Raw genomic sequence first — 19,900 nt, 5'->3', positions numbered from 1 at the left:
CGCAGCCGGCTACGAGCTGGGCCACGCCGAGCCACGAACCGGCGCCGAGCTGGGGGACCTCCGAGGGCGAGCACCACTAAGCGAACCTGTACCGGTTCACCTGATCGAAGCCGCAGCGGACGCCGCTGCGGCTTTTTCCGTATCGGCGGCAGTCCGTAGTTTTGCGGGTAAAGCCGATTCGCGCCGATGCTTCCTGCTGCGCGTCAAACCGTTGCTCGATTCCGATTTGTGCGTCGCGCAACCGGAGCGGGAGCCTTGGTTTTGTGGTGCAAATGCAACACCCGTCAACCAACGTGTGGCGAGACTGCTGGAACGCCTAAAAAGTCGGCAGATGCATGTCTTTTCGCCTTCTCCAAAAAGGAGGGGCGTTTCAGATTGAGCACACGCGATTTGGTTGCAGTCCGTTATCGCGTGCCCTGGGGGCCACGCAGCTGGGCTGTCTGAACAGAGTAGATGGGGATCGTCATGAAGAAACTGGCTTTGTTAGCAACGGCGCTAGCAATGATTTCGAGCTCGGCAATGGCAGCTGACATGGCGGTGAAGGCCGTCAAGGCGCCGCCGCCGGCTCCCTTCGATCCCTGGGACATCGCCTTCGGCGCCGCCGTCATGAACGACTACATCTTCCGCGGCGTCACCCAGTCGAACCACAATGCGTCGGTCACCGCCTATTTCGAGCCGCGCTACAACGTCAACAAGGACCTGCAGCTCTACATCGGCACCTCGACCGAGAGCATCTCCTTCGCCAACCGCGCCGCGGCGGAAGTCGACATCTACGGCGGTATCCGTCCGACCTTCGGCGCTTTCGCCTTCGACATCGGTGTCTGGGGTTACCTGTATCCGGGCGGAACCTGCTACTTCGGCGCCCCCACCGACACCGCAGGCAAGCCGCTCGGCGCGGAGTGCGCCACCAACTTCCTGCCGAACGGCAACGTCATGAAGAAGGACGTCTCGTTCTTCGAAGTTTACGGCAAGGCGACCTGGACCATCAACGACAACTGGGCCTTCACGATCAACGAGTACTACTCGCCGAACTTCCTCAACACCGGCGCCTGGGGCAACTACTCGTCGATCATCGGCAAGTACACCGCGCCCAGCGCCGTGTTCGGCTCCAGCGGCATCGGCATGTATGTGTCGGGCGAGTTCGGCCGGCAGTGGCTCGGCACGTCGGACAGCTTCTACGGTGTCCCGGCGTTCCCGAACGGCATCAAGTATGCCGACTACAACACCTGGAACATCGGCATCGGCTTCACCTACAAGGTGTTTACGCTCGATCTGCGCTACTCCGACACCGACATGTCGAAGGGTAATTGCAGCGCCTTCACCAGCGACTACACCGCGGGCGGAACCACCAACGTCACCCCGATCAATCCGGGCGGCACGGGCTCCAACTGGTGCGGCGCGGCTGGTATCGCCAAGCTCTCGGTTGACCTGACGGCGATGTCCAACCTGAAGTAATTTCCCCTTCCGGGGATCGCGGGGCGGCAGAGCAATCTGCCGCCCTTTTGCTTTTGCGGGCACGCTTCATGAGACCGGATTGGATGGCGTTGATCGGGCGCGGCAGCCGGCGCGAACTCGTCGCGGGCACGGTGGCAGGCATCGGCGCCGCCATCGCCGTCGGCACCATGGAGTGGTGCTCCGTCGCGGCCGGCTATCCGCTGGCGGTGATCCCGTTCGCAACCTCGATCGTGCTGGTGATGGGATCCCCGGAGGCCGCGCCGGCTCAGCCGCGCGCCTTGATCGGCGGACATCTGGTGTCGGCGCTGGCCGGCTTTGCGGTGCTGTGCCTGACCGGGCCGCATGCCTGGGCGGCTGCCGCGGCGGTTGGAGTTGCGATCTTTGCGATGGTCCTGACCGATACGTTCCACCCGCCGGCGGGCATCAGTCCGCTCCTGATCGTCTCCGGCAATCTGCAGTGGTCATTCCTGCTCGCACCCGTGCTTGCCGGTGTGCTGCTGCTGGCCGCTTTCGCCTATGGCTGGCATCGCTGGGTCAGCCGCAGGCCGTGGCCGCGGCCGACCCTGTAGTCGCGGCTACGACGCGGTGGCCTTGACCGCGTCGCGCACGGTAAAGCGATCGCCGTCGCGGACCAGCGTGACGTTGCGCTGATGGAAGGCCTCGAGCGTCGCGCGATGGCCGATCGAAACCACCGTGGTGTCGGGCAGCCTCTCGGCGATCAGCTTGTAGAGCGCGGCTTCGGCCGGCTCGTCGAGCGAGGCCGTCGCCTCGTCCAGGAACAGGAATTGCGGCGCGTGCAACAGCGCCCGCGCGATGCCGAGCCGCTGCTGCTCGCCGAGCGACAGCATCCGGTTCCAGTGCGCCTGCTCCTCGAGCCGCGCCGCGAGCTGCGGCAGTCCGACGGCGGTGAGGACCTCGCGGACCCGTCCCGCGTCGAATTGCGGGGCCTCGCCCGGATAGACGACGGCGTCACGCAGCGACCCGATCGGCAGATAGGGACGCTGCGGCAGCATCATCAAGGTCGCGCCGGCCGGGACTTCAATCGCGCCGTTGCCGAACGGCCAGATGCCGGCGATCGCGCGGAACAGCGTCGACTTGCCGGCGCCGGAGGGGCCCGTCATGAGGGTGCGCTCGCCCTTGCGGAAGCCGAGCCGGTCCGCGTCCACCAGCGGCGTTCCGTCGGGCAGCCGCAGCACCAGGTTCTGCAGGCTGACGGCGCCGTCGTCCGGCGTTGCGGTGACATGAATTCGGTCGTCGCGCCTGGCAAGGTTCGAAGCTGTGGCGATTCCGGTCTCGAATCCATCGAGGCGGTTCACCACGGCCCGCCATTCGGCCAATTGACGATAGACGGAGACGAAGTACGAAAACGCGCCCTGAACGTTCGAAAATGCCGATGCGGTCTGCATCATGCCGCCAAGCTGGATCTTCTGCGCAAAGTAGGCCGGCGCCACCAGCACATAGGGGAAGATCACCGAGGCCTGATTGTAGCTCGCCGTGAACGCCGTGATCTTCTTGGTCCGATTCATCAGGGCGATCCAGTTCTCGACCACATGTCCGAACCGAACGAGCAGGCGCTCGCGCTCGGCCTGCTCGCCCTGCAGCAGTGCGATCTGCTCGGAGTTTTCCCGCACGCGCACCAGGTTGAAGCGGAAATCCGCCTCATATTGCTGCTGCTTGAAATCGATGCCGACCAGCGGCCAGCCGATCAGATGGGTCAGCACGGTGCCGAGCAGCGAATAGATCAACGCGCCCCAGACCAGGTAGCCGGGAATTGAATATTCAGCGCCGAACAGATGCAGCGGCGCTTCATTGGAAAGGCCCCACAGCAATGTGAGAAAGGACGCCAGCGTGACGACCGAGTTCAGCAGGCCGAGGCCGAGATTGAGCGTGCGATCGACGAACAGCTTGACGTCGTCGGTCATGCGCTGGTCGGGGTTGTCGGCAGCATCGCCCTGGAGCTGCATCCTGTAGTGATTGGCCTGACGCAGCCAGTCGCCGAGATAGTGCGACGTCATCCATCGCCGCCAGCGGATCTGCAGCCATTGATTGAGGTAGAGCTGGTAGACCGCCAGCAGGATGAAGAAGGCGACCAGGACGCAGAAATAAATGATCTCGCTGACGAAGGAATCCCAATTCCGTTCCTGCAGTGCGTTGTAGAAGCGGTTGTTCCACTGCGTGAGCAGGACGTTGATGCCCACGATCGCGAGTTCGATCGCGATCACCGCCGCGAGCAATCCGCGGCCTGCCCATTTGTCCTCGGAGCTGAAATAGGGCGATGCGATGCGCCACACCGTCGCGAGCGTCGAGCGAATGTTGTTCACAGATTATCGTCTCCGGGGAAGCGGCCGCAAAGGCCTGAAGAATCGGGACAATCAGGGTGATCAGCGACTAAAGTCGTAGGTCTGGCATGCAAGCGTTGGCTTGTCCCGGCGATCGAGTCAACCCTAGCATGACGACAACGGCGAGGGGCGGGGGACCTTCGATTTTTCGCGAGGATGTGAGCGATCCTTACCGATCGTTCATTCGCGAGCCGGGGCTTCAACTATTCCGACGGACTCCCGCAATCGCACCAGTCGCGCCTGCCAGCACGGAGGCCCGCGCGCTGCATAAGAACATGGGGGAGGACCCGAGATGAACACCTGGAATCAAATCTACAATCCGCTTGATAATGCAGGGCTGTCGACGATCGCGGCCGCCATTCCCGTGGTCACGCTGCTGGTGCTGATCGCCAGCGGCAAGGTGAAGGCGCATATCGCGGCCATCGTCGCCGTGATCGTGACCAACCTGATCACGATCTTCGTCTTCACGATGCCGGCCAGCATGTCGATCCGCGCATCGATCCTCGGCATCGTGACCGGGTTCTTTCCGATCGGCTGGATCGTGCTCAACGTCATCTTCCTCTACCAGGTCACGGTGAGGTGCGGGAAGTTCGAGCTGTTGAAGCGCGCGGTCGGCGGCGTCACCGAGGATCGCCGCTTGCAGCTGCTCCTGATCGCGTTCTCGTTCGGCGCCTTCTTCGAGGGTGCCTCGGGCTTCGGCACGCCGGTCGCGATCACCGGCGCGGTGCTGATCGGGCTCGGCTTCTCGCCGCTCGCAGCCTCCGGCCTCTCTCTGATTGCCAACACGGCGCCGGTCGCCTTCGGTGCGCTGGGTACGCCGATCCAGGGCCTCGCCTCGGTCACCGGGCTCGATCCCTACCTGCTCGGCGCGATGGTCGGACGGCAGCTGCCGCTGTTCTCGCTGATCGTGCCGTTCTGGGTGATTTGGGCGTTCGCGGGCTGGCGCGGCATGAAGGAAGTGTGGCCGGCGATCCTGGTCACCGGCGTGTCGTTCGCTGTCCCGCAATTCGTGATCTCGAACTACATCAATCCCTGGATCGTTGACATCGGCGCCTCGCTGATCTCGATGGGCGCGCTGATCCTGTTCCTCAAGGTCTGGCAGCCGCGGCAGCTCTGGCTGTCGCCCGCACTGCGCGGCCGTGATGAATCGGCGGCGACGATGGCGGCCGCCAAGCCGCTCGACAAGACGCCGCTGACGCAAGGCGAATTGTGGAGCGCACTGCTGCCGTGGATCATCGTCTGCATCCTGATGCTGATCTGGGGCAATGGCGCCTTCAAGGCCTGGGCGAACGCCAACTTCGTCTGGAATTATCCGGTCCCCGAGCTCGACAAGCTGATCTTCAAGGTGCCGCCGGTGGTGCCGAAGCCGACGGCCGAAGGCGCGGTGTTCGGCTTCACCTACCTGTCGTTCACCGGCACCGGATTGCTGATCGCCGCAATCATCTCGGGTCTCTTGATGGGCTTCTCGCCGCTCAAGCTGATCGCCGAATATGGCCGCACCATCCGCCTCTGCGCGATCTCGCTGATCACGATCTCGGCGATGCTGGCGATCGGCACGCTGACCCGGCTGTCCGGCGTCGATGCCACCCTCGGCCTCGCCTTCGCGGCGACCGGTGTGCTCTACCCGTTCTTCGGCACGTTGCTCGGCTGGCTCGGCGTGGCGCTGACCGGATCGGACACCTCGTCCAACATCCTGTTCGGCAATCTGCAGAAGATCACCTCCGAACAGCTCGGCCTGCCGCCGATCCTGATGGCGGCGGCGAACTCCTCGGGTGGCGTGATGGGCAAGATGATCGACGCGCAATCGATCGTGGTCGCCTCCACCGCGACCAACTGGTACGGCCACGAAGGATCGATCCTGCGCTACGTGTTCCTGCACTCGATCGTGCTGGCGTGCCTGGTCGGTCTGTTCGTGACCTTGCAGGCCTATGTCTATCCGTTCACGGCGATGGTCTTGAAATAACCAGGCGAGGCGTCGCCCAAACGAAGATCCCTGCGGGTGGAGAGCCCGCGGGGATTTTGCTTTTCAAGCGCTTTTTCTCGGCCGCCATTCTGGCCAATCGCGGCCTTGTCCCATAGAAGGGCTGCGTCGCAATGGCTGGGAATGGCATGATCTCGATGAAGCGGATTCTGAACGGTGGCGCGGCCGCATTGGTGCTGGCTGCTGCGGCTCTCGTCGCGGTTCCGGCGCAGGCGCAGGAGGAATTTCCGTTCGGTTTCGTGATGACGCTCGATGCCGCGCGCATGCCGGGCTCCAAGCGGATTCCCTCGATCGAGGTCGGCGACAATGGCGAGGTGATCCTCGAACTCTGGTGCGACGGCGGCAAGGGTCAGTTCTCGGTTGCCGGCAACACCATCGTATTCGTTCCCGGCGCGATGGAGAACCGCAGCTGCACGCCGGAGCGGGCGCAGGCCGACAAGGACCTGCTTGCAGCGCTCGGCGAGATGACGAGCTGGCGACGGCAGGGTGATCAGGTCACGTTCGTCGGAAGCAAGTCGCTGCGCTACGTGATCAACAGCAACTAAGAGCGTTTTCGAGCGAAGTGGACGCCGGTTCGCGTTAAGAAAACGCGTCAAACAAAAAGCCGCGCGGTTCGAAGCCGCTCAGGGCGTCGCGACCAATCCGCTTGCGGTGGCAACGATCCAGCGGTTGCCCCAGCGCACGATGGAATCGACACGTCCAAGGCCAGGCACGACGTCGCCGCGCGCGGCCATCTTGACGCCCTCCGGCCCCTCGAGCACGGCGGTGCCGTCCCGGACTTCGACCACCGACCATCCGGGGATGGTGCTCGGCCGCGTTTCGGGGGCGGTTGCCACGGGCTGCGTCGGCCCCAGCGCCATCGCTTGCGCATTCAGCGTCGTCGGCGCGGCTCCGAGCACCTGCGGGCGTGGATTGGCAACAGATTTGGGAATGCTGCCGGTGACGGCGGGATCGGCGTTGGACGCCGTCCGCCGTGGGCTCTCGCTGCGGCTTTCCTTTCTTGGGCTCGGCCGCGTCTCGGCAACGCGCGGGACCGGCGCTTCCTTCTGCGCCACCGGTAGCGGGGCGGGAGCTATCAAGTCATGCCAGTTGGCGCCGCCGGTCCATCCCAGCACGAAGCTTGCGGCCAATGCCGTGGCGGCCAGCAGCGCGGTGCCGATGCGGTCGGCGAATGGCTCCCGCAGCAGCAGGGCGGCATCGTGGTTTTCGCCTGAAACGTCCCAGAGGTCCGCCGTCTGCGCCGGCGAATGACCCTCCGTCACATCTGTTGGCCAGATGCTTCCAGGACTGATCGGCTCGCGGTCTTGCATGGCGTGACCTGTGTTCGGTGACGCAAAGGATGATCCTCGAAACTAAATCGAGCCTTAATTTTCGGTGACCGAACTGCGGCAGCACGAAGTCTTTTGGTCGCAGGCCCCCGTAGATTGACGGGACGGTGAGGGCGGCTGACAATCGCGACGACGACCCTGCATTGGGCTAGAGATGCATACGCCTGAAATCAGCATCGCTCCCGAAGACCCGCGGCAGCCCAACGTGCGGCAGCTGATCGATCTATCGGACGCCCAAATGCAGGCGCTGTATCCGCCCGATAGCAATCACCTCGCCGCCGTCGAGACGCTTGCCGACGCGGATACGGTCTTCCTCGTCGCGCGGCGCCATGGCGAGGTGCTCGGGTCGATCGCCTTCCGCCTCATCGCACCCGGTCATGCCGAGATGAAGCGAATGTTCGTGCGCGCTGACGCGCGCGGACACGGGCTCGGCCGGCGCCTGCTCGAAGCGCTGGAGGACGCCGCGCGCGACTGGCGGATCGCGCGCATCAGCCTGGAGACCGGAATCCGGCAGCCGGAGGCGATCGGGCTCTATCGCGCCGCCGGCTACCAGGAGTGCCCGCCGTTCGGGGACTACGCGCCCGATCCGCTCAGCCTGTTCATGACCAAGCGCCTCTAACGCCAAGCGGTCGTTTCCGGACGCCGTCTCCGCAAAGCGGGTCGTCGCGGCGGTTAGGCGCCGCTATAGCGATGGCATGCTCGATTTCGCCGCCCAATATGCAGCCTTTCAGCGCCGCGATCCGGCCTGGGACGGCATCGTGTTCGTCGCGGTCAGGACGACGGGCGTGTATTGCCGTCCGGTGTGCCGGGCGCGCACGCCGCTCGCCCGCAATGTGCGGTTCTACGGCAGCGCCGCGTCGGCCGAGCGCGCCGGCTTCCGGCCCTGTCTGCGCTGCCGTCCCGAGGCGGCGCCGTTCTGCCCGGCATGGAAGGGCACCAGGACGACCGTCGAGCGCGCGCTTGCGCTGATCGAGGCCGGCGCACTCGACCGCGGCAATGTCGAAGCGTTGGCCGAACGGCTCGGCGTCGGCGCGCGGCATCTGTCGCGTCTGTTCGCCGAGCATCTCGAGGCCTCGCCGCTCCAGGTCGCGTTGTCGCTGCGCGTGCAGCGCGCCAAGCGGCTGATCGACGGCAGCGATGTTCCGCTCTGGGTGGTGGCGCAGCGCGCCGGCTTCTCCAGCGCAAGGCGCATGACCGCCGCATTCGCAAAACTCTACGGTCGCTCGCCGATCTCGCTGCGGCGGAGGCGGCGGCCAGGCGTCGCGATGCAATGAACCCGATGGAGATCAGCAATGGCCAAGAGCTACGGCACGGTGAGCGCGGAACAAGAACTCAAGATGAGCGGCCTCGCATTCGTCCAGGGGCTCGCCTCCGGCGCCTTGCCGCTCAACACGATCGCGCGGACGCTCGGCTATGACGTCACTGAGGCTGAGCACGGCCGTGTCGTCGTCACGCTGGTGCCGACGGATGCGCATCTCAATCCGGCGGGCACCGTGCATGGCGGTCTCACCGCGACGCTGCTCGACAGCTGCATGGGGCTTGCGGTGCAGTCGACGCTCGAGGCCGGAACGAGCCAGACCACGCTCGAATTCAAGATCTCGCTGGTGCGGCCGATCACGCCGGACACCGGCTCGATCCGGGCCGAGGGGCGGGTGCTCAATTGCGGCCGCCGCGTCGGCACCGCGGAGGGCAGGGTCACCGACGCGAAGGGACGGTTGCTCGCGCACGGCACGACGACGTGCCTGATCTTTTCGGCTTGATGCGGAGTCCTGGCGACTGAGCCGGCACTGCACCCGGAGATGCAATGCCGGCCCAGTAGCGTTGGAGCGTGTTTAGTCGACGAAGTGTCGGTTCAACCCGCGTAGCCACTCTGTTCAGGCAAGCGGATGAGGCCGAGCTGCAGCATGGCGGTCAGCGCATCTTCCTGTCCAAGCTCCTCGGCGATCCGTCCGTCCCGCACGCGCAGCACGGTGGTGCCGGCGAACGTCATCTTGCGGCCGGAGGCCGCGGGCAGCGAGCCGAGGCGGAAGTCGCTGAACGCAGGTCCGGTGTGGGTGCCGCCGCCTTCCCAGCGGCCGACGACGAGGTCGCCTTCCGCGACGAGATCGCCGACGCCCCAGAAATTCAGATCCGGAAACGCCTCGCGAAACTCGGTGATGAATTGCGTGACCGCGGCGCGGCCCTTCTTCGGTTCGTGCATCGGGTAGTGCACGACAATGTCCGGCGTCGCGAGCTCTTCGATGATGCGCGGATTCCACGGGTTGCCCCAAAAGCCCTGGAACCAACGGCCTACGACGTTTTTGTTTTCCTCTGACATCTCTTCGTCTCCATTTGCGTGTTGCCGGCATCGCGACCGGCGCGGTGTCGATGCGTGCATTAGGCGTTTTGAGACGCGTGTCGGACCACCCGATTCCAGATCGGGCGTGCAGCTGGCTTTCAGCCGAGATTCCGCTTTGTCGATATGGCGCTTAGCGCCGCTTCGCGAACATCGTCGCGCAATCGGGAAGCGGGTGGTTTGCGCAACGCGCGCACGAAAACCTGTTCGCGATCACACGAGAGAGCATCATGCGCAACTTCGATGACATCGCCGAGCTGCGGGCGCTACTCGATCGCACTGCGATCGAGCGAAGTGCCGAGCTGTTTGTGAGAGGCGACGGGATGCCTCAGTCCGGTCCGGACGCCGTTCCCGCGGCGGCGCGCAACAACGTCGTGTCGTTGAAGAGCAGGGCAGCCTGAAGCGGCGGCCCTTAGCGCCACACCGACTTGTCGGCGTCCCAGCGCTGGCCCTTGAATTCCTTGATCAGCGCGTCGATCGCGCCGTTGTCGTCCTTGGTCTCGCTGGCTTCCTCGTCGCTGCTGGAATCGTCGGACAGGTTCAGCTTGGCGCCGGTGCTGTCATCCGATGTCGAGACGGTGGGGCTCGAGACCCAGAGCATCAGTCTGTCCGAGCTGCCGGGCTTGTCGGGCGAGACGAGGGCGGTGATCTCATAATTCTGGGTGAGGCCGAGCACAGGATAGATCGCGCTGGGCCGTTTCAGCACCAGCTTGAGTTTGCCGGTGTTCGCGTTCCACGTCGCCGAGGCGGGCTTGGCCGCAAGCGTCTTCGCCAGCACGCCGGCGATCGCGGTCGCCAGTCTGTCCTTGTTGATCTTGTCGCCGTCGCGCCAGTCGGCGGCGGCAATGCGGATGGTGCGGTCCATCTCGACCACGCCGCTGGTCCAGCCGGCTGCGGTTACGCCGGGCGCGGATTTCACCTTGGCGAGCAGCGCGCTGGCATGCTCGGGATCGATGGTGAGGTTGATGGTCTGCTCGCCGGAGCGCAGCGCGTCGCAGGTCACCGCGAGGCTGGAGGTGCCGATCTCGACGGCTTCGCCCTTCAGGCTCTTGAGGAAATCGGCCGCCGCATCGAGCTTCACCCGCACGCCGATCGATTCCGGCGAGACGTCGGTAAAATCCTTCGGCTGCGGCGTGATGCCGTCCTCGGTGGCCTGGTTGTCCTGGAATTCCTTCTCGCTGAGATCGGAATTGTCCGTCGAGGCGACCTCGGTGACGGTCTGGCCGATCGTGATCTGGCCGCGGAACTCAAAGCTGTCGCCGGTCTGCTTGCGGTTCAGCTTGATGGAGACCGGCTGCTTGTCGGCGACGCTCTGGGTGGTGCCGGACAGCGTCTGGCCGCTGACGGCAAGGTTGGCAACGAAGCGGTCCTTGCGGTCGGAGCCCTTGTCGGCGGGATAGCAGACGTCGAGCACGGCCGCAGTCACGGCCTTGCCCTGGCGGGTTTCCTTCAGGACGACATCGGCATTGCCGTCCATCAGGCCGTCGATCGCGGTGAAATAGCGCGTCTCGAGGCCGTTCGACGGGGCTGCCTTCGATTGCAGCTTCATCTGGGCGAGGGCGGGGGCCGAGGCGACGGCAAGACCGAGCAGCAGGAGCGGGAGCGCGCGCATACGATAAGTCCTCGAAGGGCAGAATCGGTTCCGTCGTAACTAGCAAACCTCCGTGTCATTGGCCAAAAAAGAAGGCCGCCTGACGGCGGCTATCAATTTCGAACGATCTGACCTTTGGCACTGTCATGGCCCGGCGAAGCGGTTTTCCGAAAACATCATGCTTGGACAACAAGCTAAGGCGCGATGACAGATTCTGTCTGATCTCATCGCGCCTTAAGGTTCTTCGTCGTTCTCCAGCCTGCCGCGCAATATACTGACGACGCGGCTCACGGTTTCGATGTCCTTCGTCGACAGTCCGTCGGCGAGGCCGTTCACCCAGGGCAGTTGCAGCCGCATCGCCGCGTCGAAGCTTTGCTGGCCCTTGTCGGTCAGCACAACAAGCTGGGCGCGGCGGTGATGTGGGTTGGTCTCGAACGTGACGAGCCCATCCCGTTCGAGGTCGTTGACGATCCGCTGCACGTTCTGTCTGGCGGCGCCGAGGTCGCGCGCCAGCCACGCCACCGGTTGCGGACGCTCAGCGGCGACGATGGCGCCGAGGATCTGCCAGCGCGCGCTGGTCAGCCCGAGCCCGGCCACCAGCCGGTCGCCTGACGTGAACAGCAGGCTGTTGAGCCTGAACAGGTCGGGAATCAGGTTGCTCAGGGCTTCCCCCGCCGGCGTTCGCTTGGTTTGCGGCATTTGTCACCATAGGTGTATATTGACATCACAATGTCAATATTGATATGTATCGATCTGATCGGAATGACATCATAGCACCATATCAACGGAGCCAGCCATGCCGCAGATGCGCCCCCTCGACCCCGCATTCCCGATCGACCGCCAGCTCGGGGTCGATGCCAGCAACGTCGTGCTGGTCAACCTCTTCACCCTCGACAAGGCCGACGAGGACACCTTCCTGAAAGCCTGGCAGGACGACGCCGCCATCATGAAGCGGCAGCCCGGCTTCATCTCGACCCAGCTGCACCGCGCGGTTGGCGAGAGCCCGGCCTATCTGAATTACGCGGTTTGGGAATCCACCGCCGCCTTCCGCGCGGCGTTCATGAACCCCGAGTTCAGGGCCAAGCTCTCGGCCTATCCAGCTTCGGCGGTGGCGTCGCCGCATCTGTTCCAGAAGGTGGCGGTCGCCGACATCTGCGTGGCGTGAACGCGTATCCGTCATGGCCGGGCTCGGTCATCCCGTCATTGCGAGCGAAGCGAAGCGATCCATCGTGCCGCATATGCGGAGGCGTGCATTGCTTCGTCGCTACCGCTCCTCGCAATGACGCAGATAATCCGGCCTGCGATCGCGTCACGGATTGCTCAACTATGGACCAGCATGCCGACGCCCAGAGTGGCAGCGGCAGCCAGGAAGGCGATGTCCAGGAAGCGCAGCGGCGCTTTCGGACGATGACCGGTCGAGCCGGCAATGACGTAGTAGAGCCAATAGCCCCCACCGAGGACGGCAAACGTCAACGTCTGCTTGAACCAGAACGTCAGGACGACCGCGAGATCATCGATGCTGTCTTGGGCATAGGCGCCCAGCGCGAGCACCGCGCCGATCGCGTAGAACAACGCGAGCGTTGACGTCAGGGATTTGGCGTCGCGGGACATCGGATGATCCTTTCGTCTCGATCGTAGTCGAACTGCAAAAAAGAAGGCCGCCTGGAGGCGGCCTTCGATCTCGATACGGATTGCGCGAGTGCGGCTCAGAAGCCGCCCATGCCGCCCATTCCACCGCCGCCCGGCATCGCCGGCGCCGCGTCCTTCGGCACTTCGGCGACCATGGCCTCGGTGGTCACCAGCAGGCCGGCGACGGAGGAGGCGTCCTGAAGTGCGGTGCGCACCACCTTGGCGGGGTCGATGATGCCCTTGTCGACCATGTCGACATAGTCCTCGGTCTGGGCGTCGAAGCCGAAGGTCTCCGACTTGTTCTCGAGGATCTTGCCGACCACGATCGAGCCCTCGACACCGGCGTTCTCCGAGATCTGACGAATCGGAGCTTCCAGCGCCTTGAGCACGATGTTGATGCCGGCCTGGACGTCGGCATTGGGGTTGGTGATGCGGCCGACCGCCTTCTTGGCACGCAGCAGGGCGACGCCGCCGCCCGGCACGATGCCTTCCTGCACCGCGGCGCGGGTCGCGTTCAGCGCGTCCTCGACACGATCCTTCTTCTCCTTGACCTCGACCTCGGTCGCACCGCCGACCTTGATCACGGCAACGCCGCCGGCGAGCTTGGCAAGACGCTCCTGCAGCTTCTCACGGTCGTAGTCCGAGGTGGTCTCCTCGATCTGCGCCTTGATCTGGCCAACGCGGGCGTCGATGTCCTTCTTCTTGCCGGCGCCCTTGACGATCGTGGTGTTCTCCTTGTCGATCACGATCTTGCCGGCGCGGCCAAGCATGTTGACCGTGACGTTCTCGAGCTTCATGCCGAGGTCGTCGGAGATCAGCTGACCGCCGGTCAGGATCGCGATATCCTCCAGCATCGCCTTGCGGCGATCGCCGAAGCCTGGCGCCTTGACGGCGGCGACCTTGAGGCCGCCGCGCAGGCGGTTGACGACCAGCGTCGCCAGCGCCTCGCCCTCGACGTCCTCGGCGAGGATCAGCAGCGGACGGCCCGACTGCACCACGGCTTCCAGCACCGGCAGCATCGCCTGCAGGCCGGAAAGCTTCTTCTCGTGCAGCAGGATGTAGGCATCCTCGAGCTCGGCGGTCATCTTCTCGGCGTTGGTGATGAAGTACGGCGACAGGTAGCCGCGGTCGAACTTCATGCCCTCGACGATGTCGACCTCGGTCTCGAGCGACTTGTTCTCCTCGACGGTGATGACGCCCTCGTTGCCGACCTTCTGCATCGCCTGCGCGATCATCTTGCCGATCGCGGTGTCGCCATTGGCCGAGATGGTGCCGACCTGGGCGACCTCGGAGGAGGCGGCAACCGGCTTGGCGCGCTTCTCGATGTCCTTGATCACCGCGGCGACGGCGATGTCGATGCCCCGCTTCAGGTCCATCGGGTTCATGCCGGCCGCAACCGACTTGGCGCCTTCGCGCACGATCGCCTGCGCCAGCACGGTCGCGGTGGTGGTGCCGTCACCGGCGGTGTCGTTGGTCTTGGAAGCGACCTCGCGCAGCATCTGCGCGCCCATGTTCTCGAACTTGTCGTCGAGCTCGATCTCCTTGGCGACGGTGACGCCGTCCTTGGTGATGCGGGGAGCGCCGAACGACTTCTCGATGACGACGTTGCGGCCCTTCGGGCCGAGCGTCACCTTCACGGCGTTGGCGAGCACGTCGACACCGCGCAGCATGCGGTCGCGGGCGTCTCCGGCGAATTTTACGTCCTTGGCAGCCATTGTTTTGAACTCCTGGAATGTGTCTGTGAATTGTTTGCCGTTTGATCGCCGGGTCTGCTTCCCCTCTCCCCTTGTGGGAGAGGGTGGACGCGATGCGAAGCATCGCGGACGGGTGAGGGGTCTGTCTCCGCGGATAGAGACCCCTCATCCGGCGCGCTTTGCGCGCCACCTTCTCCCACCCCAACTCGGGTTTACCCGACTTGGGTATCCCTGACTTGTCGAAGTCGGATAAATCCGACTTTGATGGGAGAAGGGAAGAGGTGATTGTGCCGACGGCCGATGTGCAACGGCTCTCGGGTTAGTGGCGCTTACGCCAGCACGCCCATGATGTCGGACTCCTTCATGATCAGAAGCTCCTGGTTGTCGAGCTTGACCTCGGTGCCCGACCACTTGCCGAACAGCACGCGGTCGCCGACCTTGAGGTCGATCGGGATCAGCTTGCCGGCTTCGTCGCGGCCACCCGGGCCGACGGCGACGATCTCGCCCTGGGACGGCTTCTCCTTGGCCGAGTCCGGAATGATGATGCCGCCCTTGGACTTCTCCTCGGCATCGATACGCTTGACCACGACGCGGTCATGCAGTGGGCGGAAGGTGGATTTAGCCATGAGGTTCCCTCTTGGAGGCTCGGTTTCAGGTCCGGTTCATCGAGACCGGCGCTGAATGCCGGTCCGGTCGGCGCCAGGCAGGACGCCCGGCGCATTTAGCAATCGTGGTGCGAGAGTGCTAATTGTGCGCCGGGGAATATGGCTTGGCGCAGTTTCTGTCAAGCAAACGGGTTAAGGCCTTGGTGAGGCCAATATAGGATGGTGGACCAGAAACCAAATCGTAGCGATGACGTAATTTTTGTCGGACGTCGTTGCTCCGTCTTAAGTTTTACGCTTGGCTGCAGGACGGGTGCGGCCGGGACATAGTCGGGGGATACACATGATCACGTCACTCAACGCGCGAATGGTCGCACGGTTCGCGGCTATCTCGGCGCTGACGACACTCTTGGGCGCGTGCGGCAGCATGAGCCTGCCGTCGTTGTCGTCAAACCCTGCGCCGGCGCCCACCGAGCCGGGGGTGGCTCCGGAGATGCCCGCGAGCATCCGCCCCGACGAGATCGTCGGCCGCTGGGGTCTCGCCTCGTTCCAGAATCCCGCCGACCGCGCCCGCACCGAGGCCGCCGCGCGCGGCCAGTGCAAGCAGCCTTACGTGATCGGTGCCGGCCAGAACGGCGGCGTCATCATGCATCTGGCCGACCAGGCCACCCCGCAGGAACTGCGGCTGAAGGGTTCCCCGAGCGGCAAGAACTATATCGGCCCGCCCGGACCTGTGCCCGGCGAGCAGGACCGCGAGATCATTTCGTTCGACGGCCGGGTCCTGATCACCCGCTTCGTCGACAAGGACGCCGCCACCCGCTACGGCAACATGGTCTACGTCCGCTGCGCCCCGAGGGCGTAACGGCGAGGTCTGAACTTCCGTCCGCTATCGAGCCGCATCGGCAGCACACCTCTCCCCTTGTGGGAGAGGTCGGATTGCGTCGCCAGATGCAATCCGGGTGAGGGGTCTCTCTCTGCGAGTGACCCCATCGATTTGAGTATGCGGTGCCAACCCCTCATCCGGCACGGATTGCATCCGCGCCACCTTCTCCCACAAGAGGAGAAGGGCAGGGGACTGCCACTTGGGCAAACGCCGACCCCGAGGGCCGGCGTTTTGCTTTTCTGTGAACGACGGGACACGAGCCTGGCTTGCCGTCTGTCGCCCGAAGTCGCGGCCCGCAAACAATTGCCTTACCGCCGCACGCCGACGCGATTGACGCCGCCATTCATGTTGCCGCCCACGTTATGCCGGACTGCAGCGCGCGCCACCGGACGCGGCCGGAGCACGACGCCCGCCCGCGCCACGCAACCGTGCGGATAACCGACATAGGTGCAGTACACGACGGCCTTCGCCGGTGCTGAACTGAACGTGACACCCGCAAGCCCCAACATCAGGCTGGCCGCAATTCCCGCAACAGTCGCTGACTTGATCGAAAGAATGGTCGTCCGACGCATGGTGGTCCTCCCTCATCGCACGCGAACCGAAAAGTGATGGAGCCGCTTCAGCTGCGTCCCAGGTATCGTGCCTGGGTATCGTCGGTGGCGAGGGACAGGTGATGTTGACGTAGATCAACGCCGGGCGCGATCCGTCGCCCGTGAGATCGATCTGCTTCATCAAGAACGAGGGCGGCTCACCGAGCCGCCCTCATTCCGTGGCATTGCGCCGGATTCACTGACAGACGTACATGTGGCCGTCAGCCATTTTCGTCATCGTGCCGGGCTCGCAGCCGATACCATTGGCCGCCTTGTAGTCCGCCCATCCGCTGTAGCCGTAATACGGACTGATCCCGTGATAGGCCCGGGCCGGGTAGTAAGGCTGGCCAAACTGGGCATCGGTCTGGGCGGCATATGCGTCGGTCCAGTTATTTGTGCCCCAGCCATAGGCCGGCGCAGTAGCGGCCGCGACCGCTGCCGTGGCGGCGATCCCCGCGCCAACCCCGTACCCGTACGCGGCGCGTCGGGTGTGACGACGCGCAACGCCTGCGGCGCTCATGGGCGTCAGCGGTCGGCCCACACGCGCCTGGGCACTTTCGACTGACGCCGATACGCCGCCCTGCTCGGACCAGGTGATGGAGAACAGTGTCGCACAAGCGATAGTCGAAAGTGCAATTGCAGTATTTCGGCCAATTCTTTGCGTCATGTTCAATCTCCAGCGTTGAGTACTGCGGTGGCTCCACCCCGATCAGTGATCCGGTAACAAGGCGCACGCCATCAGCGCGAATGAAACAAACCCGCCGCCGATCGCCACGGCCTCAAAGACAGCCTCGCGCTGCAATTCCGAGAAAAGCCGGCGCGTAGCCCTGCTTGCCGCAAGCTTGATCGTGCGCCCCCACAGCATCCGCCATGTTTCAATGCGAAGCTCTGCGCGTCGAATGCGCGCAGCGAGCGCGCCGCGAATTCGCGATATTGTGCTCAGTGAAAATACAAGGTTGTGCGCGGGGACAACCGGAATGATCCCGGAAGTCCGATGCAACCGGCACCCGATACTGGCTCCCGGCACACGCATGACAATTCCCTCGCGCGGCAATATGCACCCGCGACAGCAAACCTGCCAGCAGATTTGCCGGTGTCGCAATTGGCACAAGCTGCATACTGTCGGGCAGAAGTTCTGACTGATTTGCCGCTTGTCGTGCTTCAAACAAAAACGCCGGCCCGAGGGCCGGCGCTTTTCGTTCTGATCCGACAAACCTCAGTTGAACATCGCGTCGATGTCGTCCTGCGAGGCGTGGCCGGCGTCGCCGTCGAGCTTCGGGCCGTTGAGCAGGCGGGCGTCGCCCTCGCGGGTGTCGACGATCGGCGGGGAGTGGGTCTTGATCGCGTCGACGCCGCCCCAGATGCTCATCATCTCGTTGATGTGCTGTTCGATGAACTTCATCGTCTGCATCACCTTGTTGATGCGCTGGCCGGTGAGGTCCTGGAAGTTGCAGGCCTCGAAGATCGAGACCACGCGCTCCTGGATATCTTCGCTGAGCAGCTTCTGCTGATCGGGCGTGACGTTCTTTGACAGCGCGGTCGCGGCCTGGTCGATCGCCTCCACCGCCTCGAGGATCTGCTGGGTCGCCTGTTCGGTGCCGCCGACCACAGCGCCGAGCTCGCCATTGACCTTGGCCATCTCCTCGCCGTTGAAGCTCTTGCCGTGCAGCACGGCGATCTCGCGCTTGGTGCGGCTGATCGCGTCGTGGATCAGGTCGAGCTCGACCTTGAGCTTCTCGCACTGTTCGACCTGCGCGCGGTAGGTCTCGAGCAGCGCGTGCGTCTCGGCGACCTCGCGGGCGACGGCGGCATCAACGCTGTTGCCGCTGCGCTCTGCCGGTGCGGCGGCCATCTGGGCGCGGATCGAGCGAAGCTCGGCCATGATCTCGCGATGCATCGGACCGAGGTCGGCGCCGCCCGCAACAACTTCCGGCTCCGGCATCACGACTTCACCCATCGCCTGCTCGACACGAAAACGCTTACGCTTCACTGACATGATTTTCATTCCCGCCCCTTCTACTGAAGTCCGTTCTAGACAGGGTGGATTTAACGTCAGGTTCACGCGGGAACAGTTTGCGTCGGTGGCGAGCGACCGCAGCGATACCGGCGATTAACCATATCGCCGCGGCATTCACGCAAAATAAACGCTGTCAGGCAAAACCACGCGGCATTGCCGACGTGGTGAATCGAAACGGCCGTTCCGTTTACCAAACCGATGCGGTTTTCATTGCTTATTGACGACGTGCAACGGCGCATCGCGCGCCCTCGCAAAGCAAGTCACGACGAAACCAGTACAGAGTACGTCGATGTTCAGGAAAACCACGCTTGCGCTGCTCACCGGCGCCTCTTCTCTTATTGCCGTTCCCCATCACGCCATGGCGATCGACGCGGCGGCTCAGCCCGAGCCCACCGTGATCTATGCCAACCAGGGCGCACCGCAGCCGCCGATGCGCACCGCCTATGTGCAGCCGCAGCGCTCCAACATGGGCGGCGGCTTCATCGAATTCCTGTTCGGCGATGCGCCGTCGTCGCAGGGTTACTCGCCGCAGTATCAGCAGCAGCCCGGCTATTACGGCAATCGCCAGCTGCCGCCGATGGATACGCAGCAGCAGATGATCCGTCAGCAGCAGGAGGCCGCGGGCGATCCGACGCAGCGTCCGTTCGATCCGCGCTATGAAAAGCAGCTGGTCGATTACAGCGGCAAGGAAGGCGCCGGCACCATCGTCGTCGATACGCCGAACAAGTTCCTCTATCTGGTGCAGGGTGATGGCCGCGCGCTGCGCTACGGCATCGGCGTCGGCCGGCCCGGCTTCACCTGGGCCGGCACCAAGACGATCTCGGCGAAGAAGGAGTGGCCGGCCTGGACGCCGCCGCCGGAAATGCTGGCGCGCCGTCCCGATCTGCCGCGGCACATGGAAGGCGGCCCGGAGAATCCGCTCGGGGCGCGTGCGATGTATCTCGGCTCCTCGCTCTACCGCATCCACGGCTCCAACGAGCCCTGGACGATCGGCACCAACGTCTCGTCCGGCTGCATCCGGATGCGCAACGAGGACGTCATCGACCTCTACGGCCGCGTCAATGTCGGCGCCAAGGTCGTCGTGATGTGAGGGTGGTTTTGAAGCAGCTGCCCCAAAGAAGGTGTCATCCCGGCTTTCGCCGGGACGACGGAATCAAAACGGCCGCTCGATTGGAGCGGCCGTTGTCATTTCAGCGATCGCGTTTACGCGTAATCGCTGTTGTCGTCGCCGCCGTTGTCGTCGAAGTCGTCGGCGTCTTGATCATCGTCACTGTCCCGGTCGGCCTGCGCCTGGTCGAATGCGCCGGCGCGCGAGCCGTAATCACTGTCGCGACCGGACGAACTGACATCGTTGATCCCGGCGTCACGGGCTAGGTCGCTTGACGACTGGTCGCCGCCCCAGGGGCGCGAACCGCCGCCGAGGCCGCCGGCATCGGCCAGCGACTGGTGGGCGCCG

General features: G+C 64.3%; 24 protein-coding genes and 1 pseudogene. 12 read left to right on the top strand and 13 right to left on the bottom strand.

Going from position 1 to position 19,900, the window contains the following annotated elements:
- The 3 genes from H8A95_RS32780 to H8A95_RS32770 form a co-directional block, all read left to right on the top strand.
- Window positions 1-379 (top strand): hypothetical protein (locus H8A95_RS32780; RefSeq protein WP_229186940.1); only part of this gene is annotated, 379 nt, incomplete at its 5' end.
- Window positions 380-465: 86 nt separating this feature from the next.
- Window positions 466-1,455, top strand: a complete 990-nt coding sequence (locus tag H8A95_RS32775; protein ID WP_229186939.1) for a TorF family putative porin — start codon at window positions 466-468, stop codon at window positions 1,453-1,455.
- An 83-nt stretch (window positions 1,456-1,538) separates the two neighbouring features.
- A complete protein-coding gene (locus H8A95_RS32770; protein ID WP_229186938.1) occupies window positions 1,539-2,024 on the top strand; it encodes an HPP family protein in 486 nt (161 codons plus the stop codon).
- A gap of 6 nt (window positions 2,025-2,030) precedes the next feature.
- Here the strand turns inward: H8A95_RS32770 and H8A95_RS32765 are convergent, their stop codons facing one another.
- On the bottom strand, window positions 2,031-3,776 hold the full coding sequence (locus H8A95_RS32765; RefSeq protein WP_229186937.1) for an ABC transporter ATP-binding protein/permease: 1,746 nt from the start codon (window positions 3,774-3,776) through the stop codon (window positions 2,031-2,033).
- 310 nt (window positions 3,777-4,086) lie between these two features.
- Here H8A95_RS32765 and H8A95_RS32760 point away from each other — a divergent pair, with 310 nt between their 5' ends.
- Window positions 4,087-5,757 carry an L-lactate permease gene (locus tag H8A95_RS32760; RefSeq protein ID WP_163155181.1) on the top strand — a complete coding sequence of 557 codons (1,671 nt, stop codon included), beginning with the start codon at window positions 4,087-4,089 and terminating at the stop codon, window positions 5,755-5,757.
- A gap of 131 nt (window positions 5,758-5,888) precedes the next feature.
- On the top strand, window positions 5,889-6,320 hold the full coding sequence (locus H8A95_RS32755) for an META domain-containing protein (RefSeq protein ID WP_229186936.1): 432 nt from the start codon (window positions 5,889-5,891) through the stop codon (window positions 6,318-6,320).
- Window positions 6,321-6,398: 78 nt separating this feature from the next.
- Here the strand turns inward: H8A95_RS32755 and H8A95_RS32750 are convergent, their stop codons facing one another.
- Window positions 6,399-7,037 (bottom strand): hypothetical protein, encoded by a 639-nt coding sequence (locus H8A95_RS32750; RefSeq protein WP_229186935.1) that lies wholly within the window; start codon window positions 7,035-7,037, stop codon window positions 6,399-6,401.
- Window positions 7,038-7,257: 220 nt separating this feature from the next.
- Here H8A95_RS32750 and H8A95_RS32745 point away from each other — a divergent pair, with 220 nt between their 5' ends.
- The 3 genes from H8A95_RS32745 to H8A95_RS32735 all read left to right on the top strand — a co-directional run bounded on the left by H8A95_RS32745 (window position 7,258) and on the right by H8A95_RS32735 (window position 8,863).
- Window positions 7,258-7,722: a GNAT family N-acetyltransferase gene (locus tag H8A95_RS32745; RefSeq protein ID WP_229186934.1), complete on the top strand. Its 465-nt coding sequence runs from the start codon at window positions 7,258-7,260 to the stop codon at window positions 7,720-7,722.
- A 76-nt stretch (window positions 7,723-7,798) separates the two neighbouring features.
- Window positions 7,799-8,377 carry a bifunctional transcriptional activator/DNA repair enzyme AdaA gene (locus H8A95_RS32740; protein WP_229186933.1) on the top strand — a complete coding sequence of 193 codons (579 nt, stop codon included), beginning with the start codon at window positions 7,799-7,801 and terminating at the stop codon, window positions 8,375-8,377.
- Between the two features lie 18 nt (window positions 8,378-8,395).
- A complete protein-coding gene (locus tag H8A95_RS32735) occupies window positions 8,396-8,863 on the top strand; it encodes a PaaI family thioesterase (protein WP_229186932.1) in 468 nt (155 codons plus the stop codon).
- A gap of 92 nt (window positions 8,864-8,955) precedes the next feature.
- On the opposite strand, the gene H8A95_RS32730 is transcribed toward H8A95_RS32735, so the two are convergent.
- Window positions 8,956-9,420, bottom strand: a complete 465-nt coding sequence (locus tag H8A95_RS32730; protein ID WP_229186931.1) for an ester cyclase — start codon at window positions 9,418-9,420, stop codon at window positions 8,956-8,958.
- 248 nt (window positions 9,421-9,668) lie between these two features.
- Between H8A95_RS32730 and H8A95_RS32725 the strand changes: the two genes are divergently transcribed.
- Complete coding sequence (locus H8A95_RS32725) at window positions 9,669-9,839, top strand: hypothetical protein (protein WP_229186930.1); 171 nt, start codon at window positions 9,669-9,671, stop codon at window positions 9,837-9,839.
- A gap of 11 nt (window positions 9,840-9,850) precedes the next feature.
- On the opposite strand, the gene H8A95_RS32720 is transcribed toward H8A95_RS32725, so the two are convergent.
- A complete protein-coding gene (locus H8A95_RS32720; RefSeq protein WP_229186929.1) occupies window positions 9,851-11,050 on the bottom strand; it encodes a hypothetical protein in 1,200 nt (399 codons plus the stop codon).
- A 213-nt stretch (window positions 11,051-11,263) separates the two neighbouring features.
- A complete protein-coding gene (locus H8A95_RS32715) occupies window positions 11,264-11,728 on the bottom strand; it encodes a MarR family winged helix-turn-helix transcriptional regulator (protein ID WP_229186928.1) in 465 nt (154 codons plus the stop codon).
- A 97-nt stretch (window positions 11,729-11,825) separates the two neighbouring features.
- Between H8A95_RS32715 and H8A95_RS32710 the strand changes: the two genes are divergently transcribed.
- Window positions 11,826-12,194 (top strand): antibiotic biosynthesis monooxygenase family protein, encoded by a 369-nt coding sequence (locus tag H8A95_RS32710; protein WP_229186927.1) that lies wholly within the window; start codon window positions 11,826-11,828, stop codon window positions 12,192-12,194.
- A 155-nt stretch (window positions 12,195-12,349) separates the two neighbouring features.
- Here H8A95_RS32710 and H8A95_RS32705 read toward each other — a convergent pair whose 3' ends face one another.
- The 3 genes from H8A95_RS32705 to H8A95_RS32695 form a co-directional block, all read right to left on the bottom strand.
- Complete coding sequence (locus tag H8A95_RS32705; protein ID WP_229186926.1) at window positions 12,350-12,640, bottom strand: hypothetical protein; 291 nt, start codon at window positions 12,638-12,640, stop codon at window positions 12,350-12,352.
- A 95-nt stretch (window positions 12,641-12,735) separates the two neighbouring features.
- Entirely contained in the window at window positions 12,736-14,373 is a 1,638-nt protein-coding gene (groL, locus tag H8A95_RS32700; RefSeq protein WP_229186925.1) for a chaperonin GroEL, read from the bottom strand.
- Between the two features lie 308 nt (window positions 14,374-14,681).
- Entirely contained in the window at window positions 14,682-14,978 is a 297-nt protein-coding gene (locus H8A95_RS32695) for a co-chaperone GroES (RefSeq protein WP_018269780.1), read from the bottom strand.
- 319 nt (window positions 14,979-15,297) lie between these two features.
- On the opposite strand from H8A95_RS32695, the gene H8A95_RS32690 reads away from it, so the two are divergent.
- A complete protein-coding gene (locus H8A95_RS32690) occupies window positions 15,298-15,816 on the top strand; it encodes a hypothetical protein (RefSeq protein ID WP_229186924.1) in 519 nt (172 codons plus the stop codon).
- Between the two features lie 329 nt (window positions 15,817-16,145).
- Here the strand turns inward: H8A95_RS32690 and H8A95_RS32685 are convergent, their stop codons facing one another.
- The 4 genes from H8A95_RS32685 to H8A95_RS32670 all read right to left on the bottom strand — a co-directional run bounded on the left by H8A95_RS32685 (window position 16,146) and on the right by H8A95_RS32670 (window position 18,423).
- On the bottom strand, window positions 16,146-16,409 hold the full coding sequence (locus H8A95_RS32685) for a hypothetical protein (protein WP_229186923.1): 264 nt from the start codon (window positions 16,407-16,409) through the stop codon (window positions 16,146-16,148).
- A 214-nt stretch (window positions 16,410-16,623) separates the two neighbouring features.
- Complete coding sequence (locus H8A95_RS32680) at window positions 16,624-17,094, bottom strand: hypothetical protein (RefSeq protein ID WP_229186922.1); 471 nt, start codon at window positions 17,092-17,094, stop codon at window positions 16,624-16,626.
- A gap of 42 nt (window positions 17,095-17,136) precedes the next feature.
- Window positions 17,137-17,460: a hypothetical protein gene (locus tag H8A95_RS32675; RefSeq protein WP_229186921.1), complete on the bottom strand. Its 324-nt coding sequence runs from the start codon at window positions 17,458-17,460 to the stop codon at window positions 17,137-17,139.
- 183 nt (window positions 17,461-17,643) lie between these two features.
- Window positions 17,644-18,423 (bottom strand): protein phosphatase CheZ, encoded by a 780-nt coding sequence (locus H8A95_RS32670; RefSeq protein WP_229186920.1) that lies wholly within the window; start codon window positions 18,421-18,423, stop codon window positions 17,644-17,646.
- A gap of 310 nt (window positions 18,424-18,733) precedes the next feature.
- Here H8A95_RS32670 and H8A95_RS32665 point away from each other — a divergent pair, with 310 nt between their 5' ends.
- On the top strand, window positions 18,734-19,534 hold the full coding sequence (locus tag H8A95_RS32665) for a L,D-transpeptidase (protein ID WP_229186919.1): 801 nt from the start codon (window positions 18,734-18,736) through the stop codon (window positions 19,532-19,534).
- Window positions 19,535-19,647: 113 nt separating this feature from the next.
- Here the strand turns inward: H8A95_RS32665 and H8A95_RS32660 are convergent.
- A pseudogene (locus H8A95_RS32660) lies at window positions 19,648-19,900 on the bottom strand (DUF2076 domain-containing protein); the annotation flags it as partial.

It is taken from the genome of Bradyrhizobium oropedii (genome assembly GCF_020889685.1).
Lineage (GTDB): Bacteria > Pseudomonadota > Alphaproteobacteria > Rhizobiales > Xanthobacteraceae > Bradyrhizobium > Bradyrhizobium oropedii.
The sequence above is the reverse complement of the archived record's forward strand: the minus strand, read 5'-3'. Positions and strand labels throughout refer to the sequence as shown.

Coding starts and splice junctions, on each gene's coding strand:
- H8A95_RS32725 (WP_229186930.1), top strand. CDS start 9,669: ATGCGCAACTTCGATGACATCGCCGAGCTGCGGGCGCTACTCGATCGC.
- H8A95_RS32760 (WP_163155181.1), top strand. CDS start 4,087: ATGAACACCTGGAATCAAATCTACAATCCGCTTGATAATGCAGGGCTG.
- H8A95_RS32730 (WP_229186931.1), bottom strand. CDS start 9,420: ATGTCAGAGGAAAACAAAAACGTCGTAGGCCGTTGGTTCCAGGGCTTT.
- H8A95_RS32665 (WP_229186919.1), top strand. CDS start 18,734: ATGTTCAGGAAAACCACGCTTGCGCTGCTCACCGGCGCCTCTTCTCTT.
- H8A95_RS32685 (WP_229186923.1), bottom strand. CDS start 16,409: ATGCGTCGGACGACCATTCTTTCGATCAAGTCAGCGACTGTTGCGGGA.
- H8A95_RS32690 (WP_229186924.1), top strand. CDS start 15,298: ATGATCACGTCACTCAACGCGCGAATGGTCGCACGGTTCGCGGCTATC.
- H8A95_RS32715 (WP_229186928.1), bottom strand. CDS start 11,728: ATGCCGCAAACCAAGCGAACGCCGGCGGGGGAAGCCCTGAGCAACCTG.
- H8A95_RS32745 (WP_229186934.1), top strand. CDS start 7,258: ATGCATACGCCTGAAATCAGCATCGCTCCCGAAGACCCGCGGCAGCCC.
- H8A95_RS32740 (WP_229186933.1), top strand. CDS start 7,799: ATGCTCGATTTCGCCGCCCAATATGCAGCCTTTCAGCGCCGCGATCCG.
- H8A95_RS32670 (WP_229186920.1), bottom strand. CDS start 18,423: ATGTCAGTGAAGCGTAAGCGTTTTCGTGTCGAGCAGGCGATGGGTGAA.
- H8A95_RS32695 (WP_018269780.1), bottom strand. CDS start 14,978: ATGGCTAAATCCACCTTCCGCCCACTGCATGACCGCGTCGTGGTCAAG.
- H8A95_RS32680 (WP_229186922.1), bottom strand. CDS start 17,094: ATGACGCAAAGAATTGGCCGAAATACTGCAATTGCACTTTCGACTATC.
- H8A95_RS32675 (WP_229186921.1), bottom strand. CDS start 17,460: ATGCGTGTGCCGGGAGCCAGTATCGGGTGCCGGTTGCATCGGACTTCC.
- H8A95_RS32770 (WP_229186938.1), top strand. CDS start 1,539: ATGGCGTTGATCGGGCGCGGCAGCCGGCGCGAACTCGTCGCGGGCACG.
- H8A95_RS32705 (WP_229186926.1), bottom strand. CDS start 12,640: ATGTCCCGCGACGCCAAATCCCTGACGTCAACGCTCGCGTTGTTCTAC.
- H8A95_RS32720 (WP_229186929.1), bottom strand. CDS start 11,050: ATGCGCGCGCTCCCGCTCCTGCTGCTCGGTCTTGCCGTCGCCTCGGCC.
- H8A95_RS32775 (WP_229186939.1), top strand. CDS start 466: ATGAAGAAACTGGCTTTGTTAGCAACGGCGCTAGCAATGATTTCGAGC.
- H8A95_RS32735 (WP_229186932.1), top strand. CDS start 8,396: ATGGCCAAGAGCTACGGCACGGTGAGCGCGGAACAAGAACTCAAGATG.
- H8A95_RS32710 (WP_229186927.1), top strand. CDS start 11,826: ATGCCGCAGATGCGCCCCCTCGACCCCGCATTCCCGATCGACCGCCAG.
- groL (WP_229186925.1), bottom strand. CDS start 14,373: ATGGCTGCCAAGGACGTAAAATTCGCCGGAGACGCCCGCGACCGCATG.
- H8A95_RS32755 (WP_229186936.1), top strand. CDS start 5,889: ATGGCTGGGAATGGCATGATCTCGATGAAGCGGATTCTGAACGGTGGC.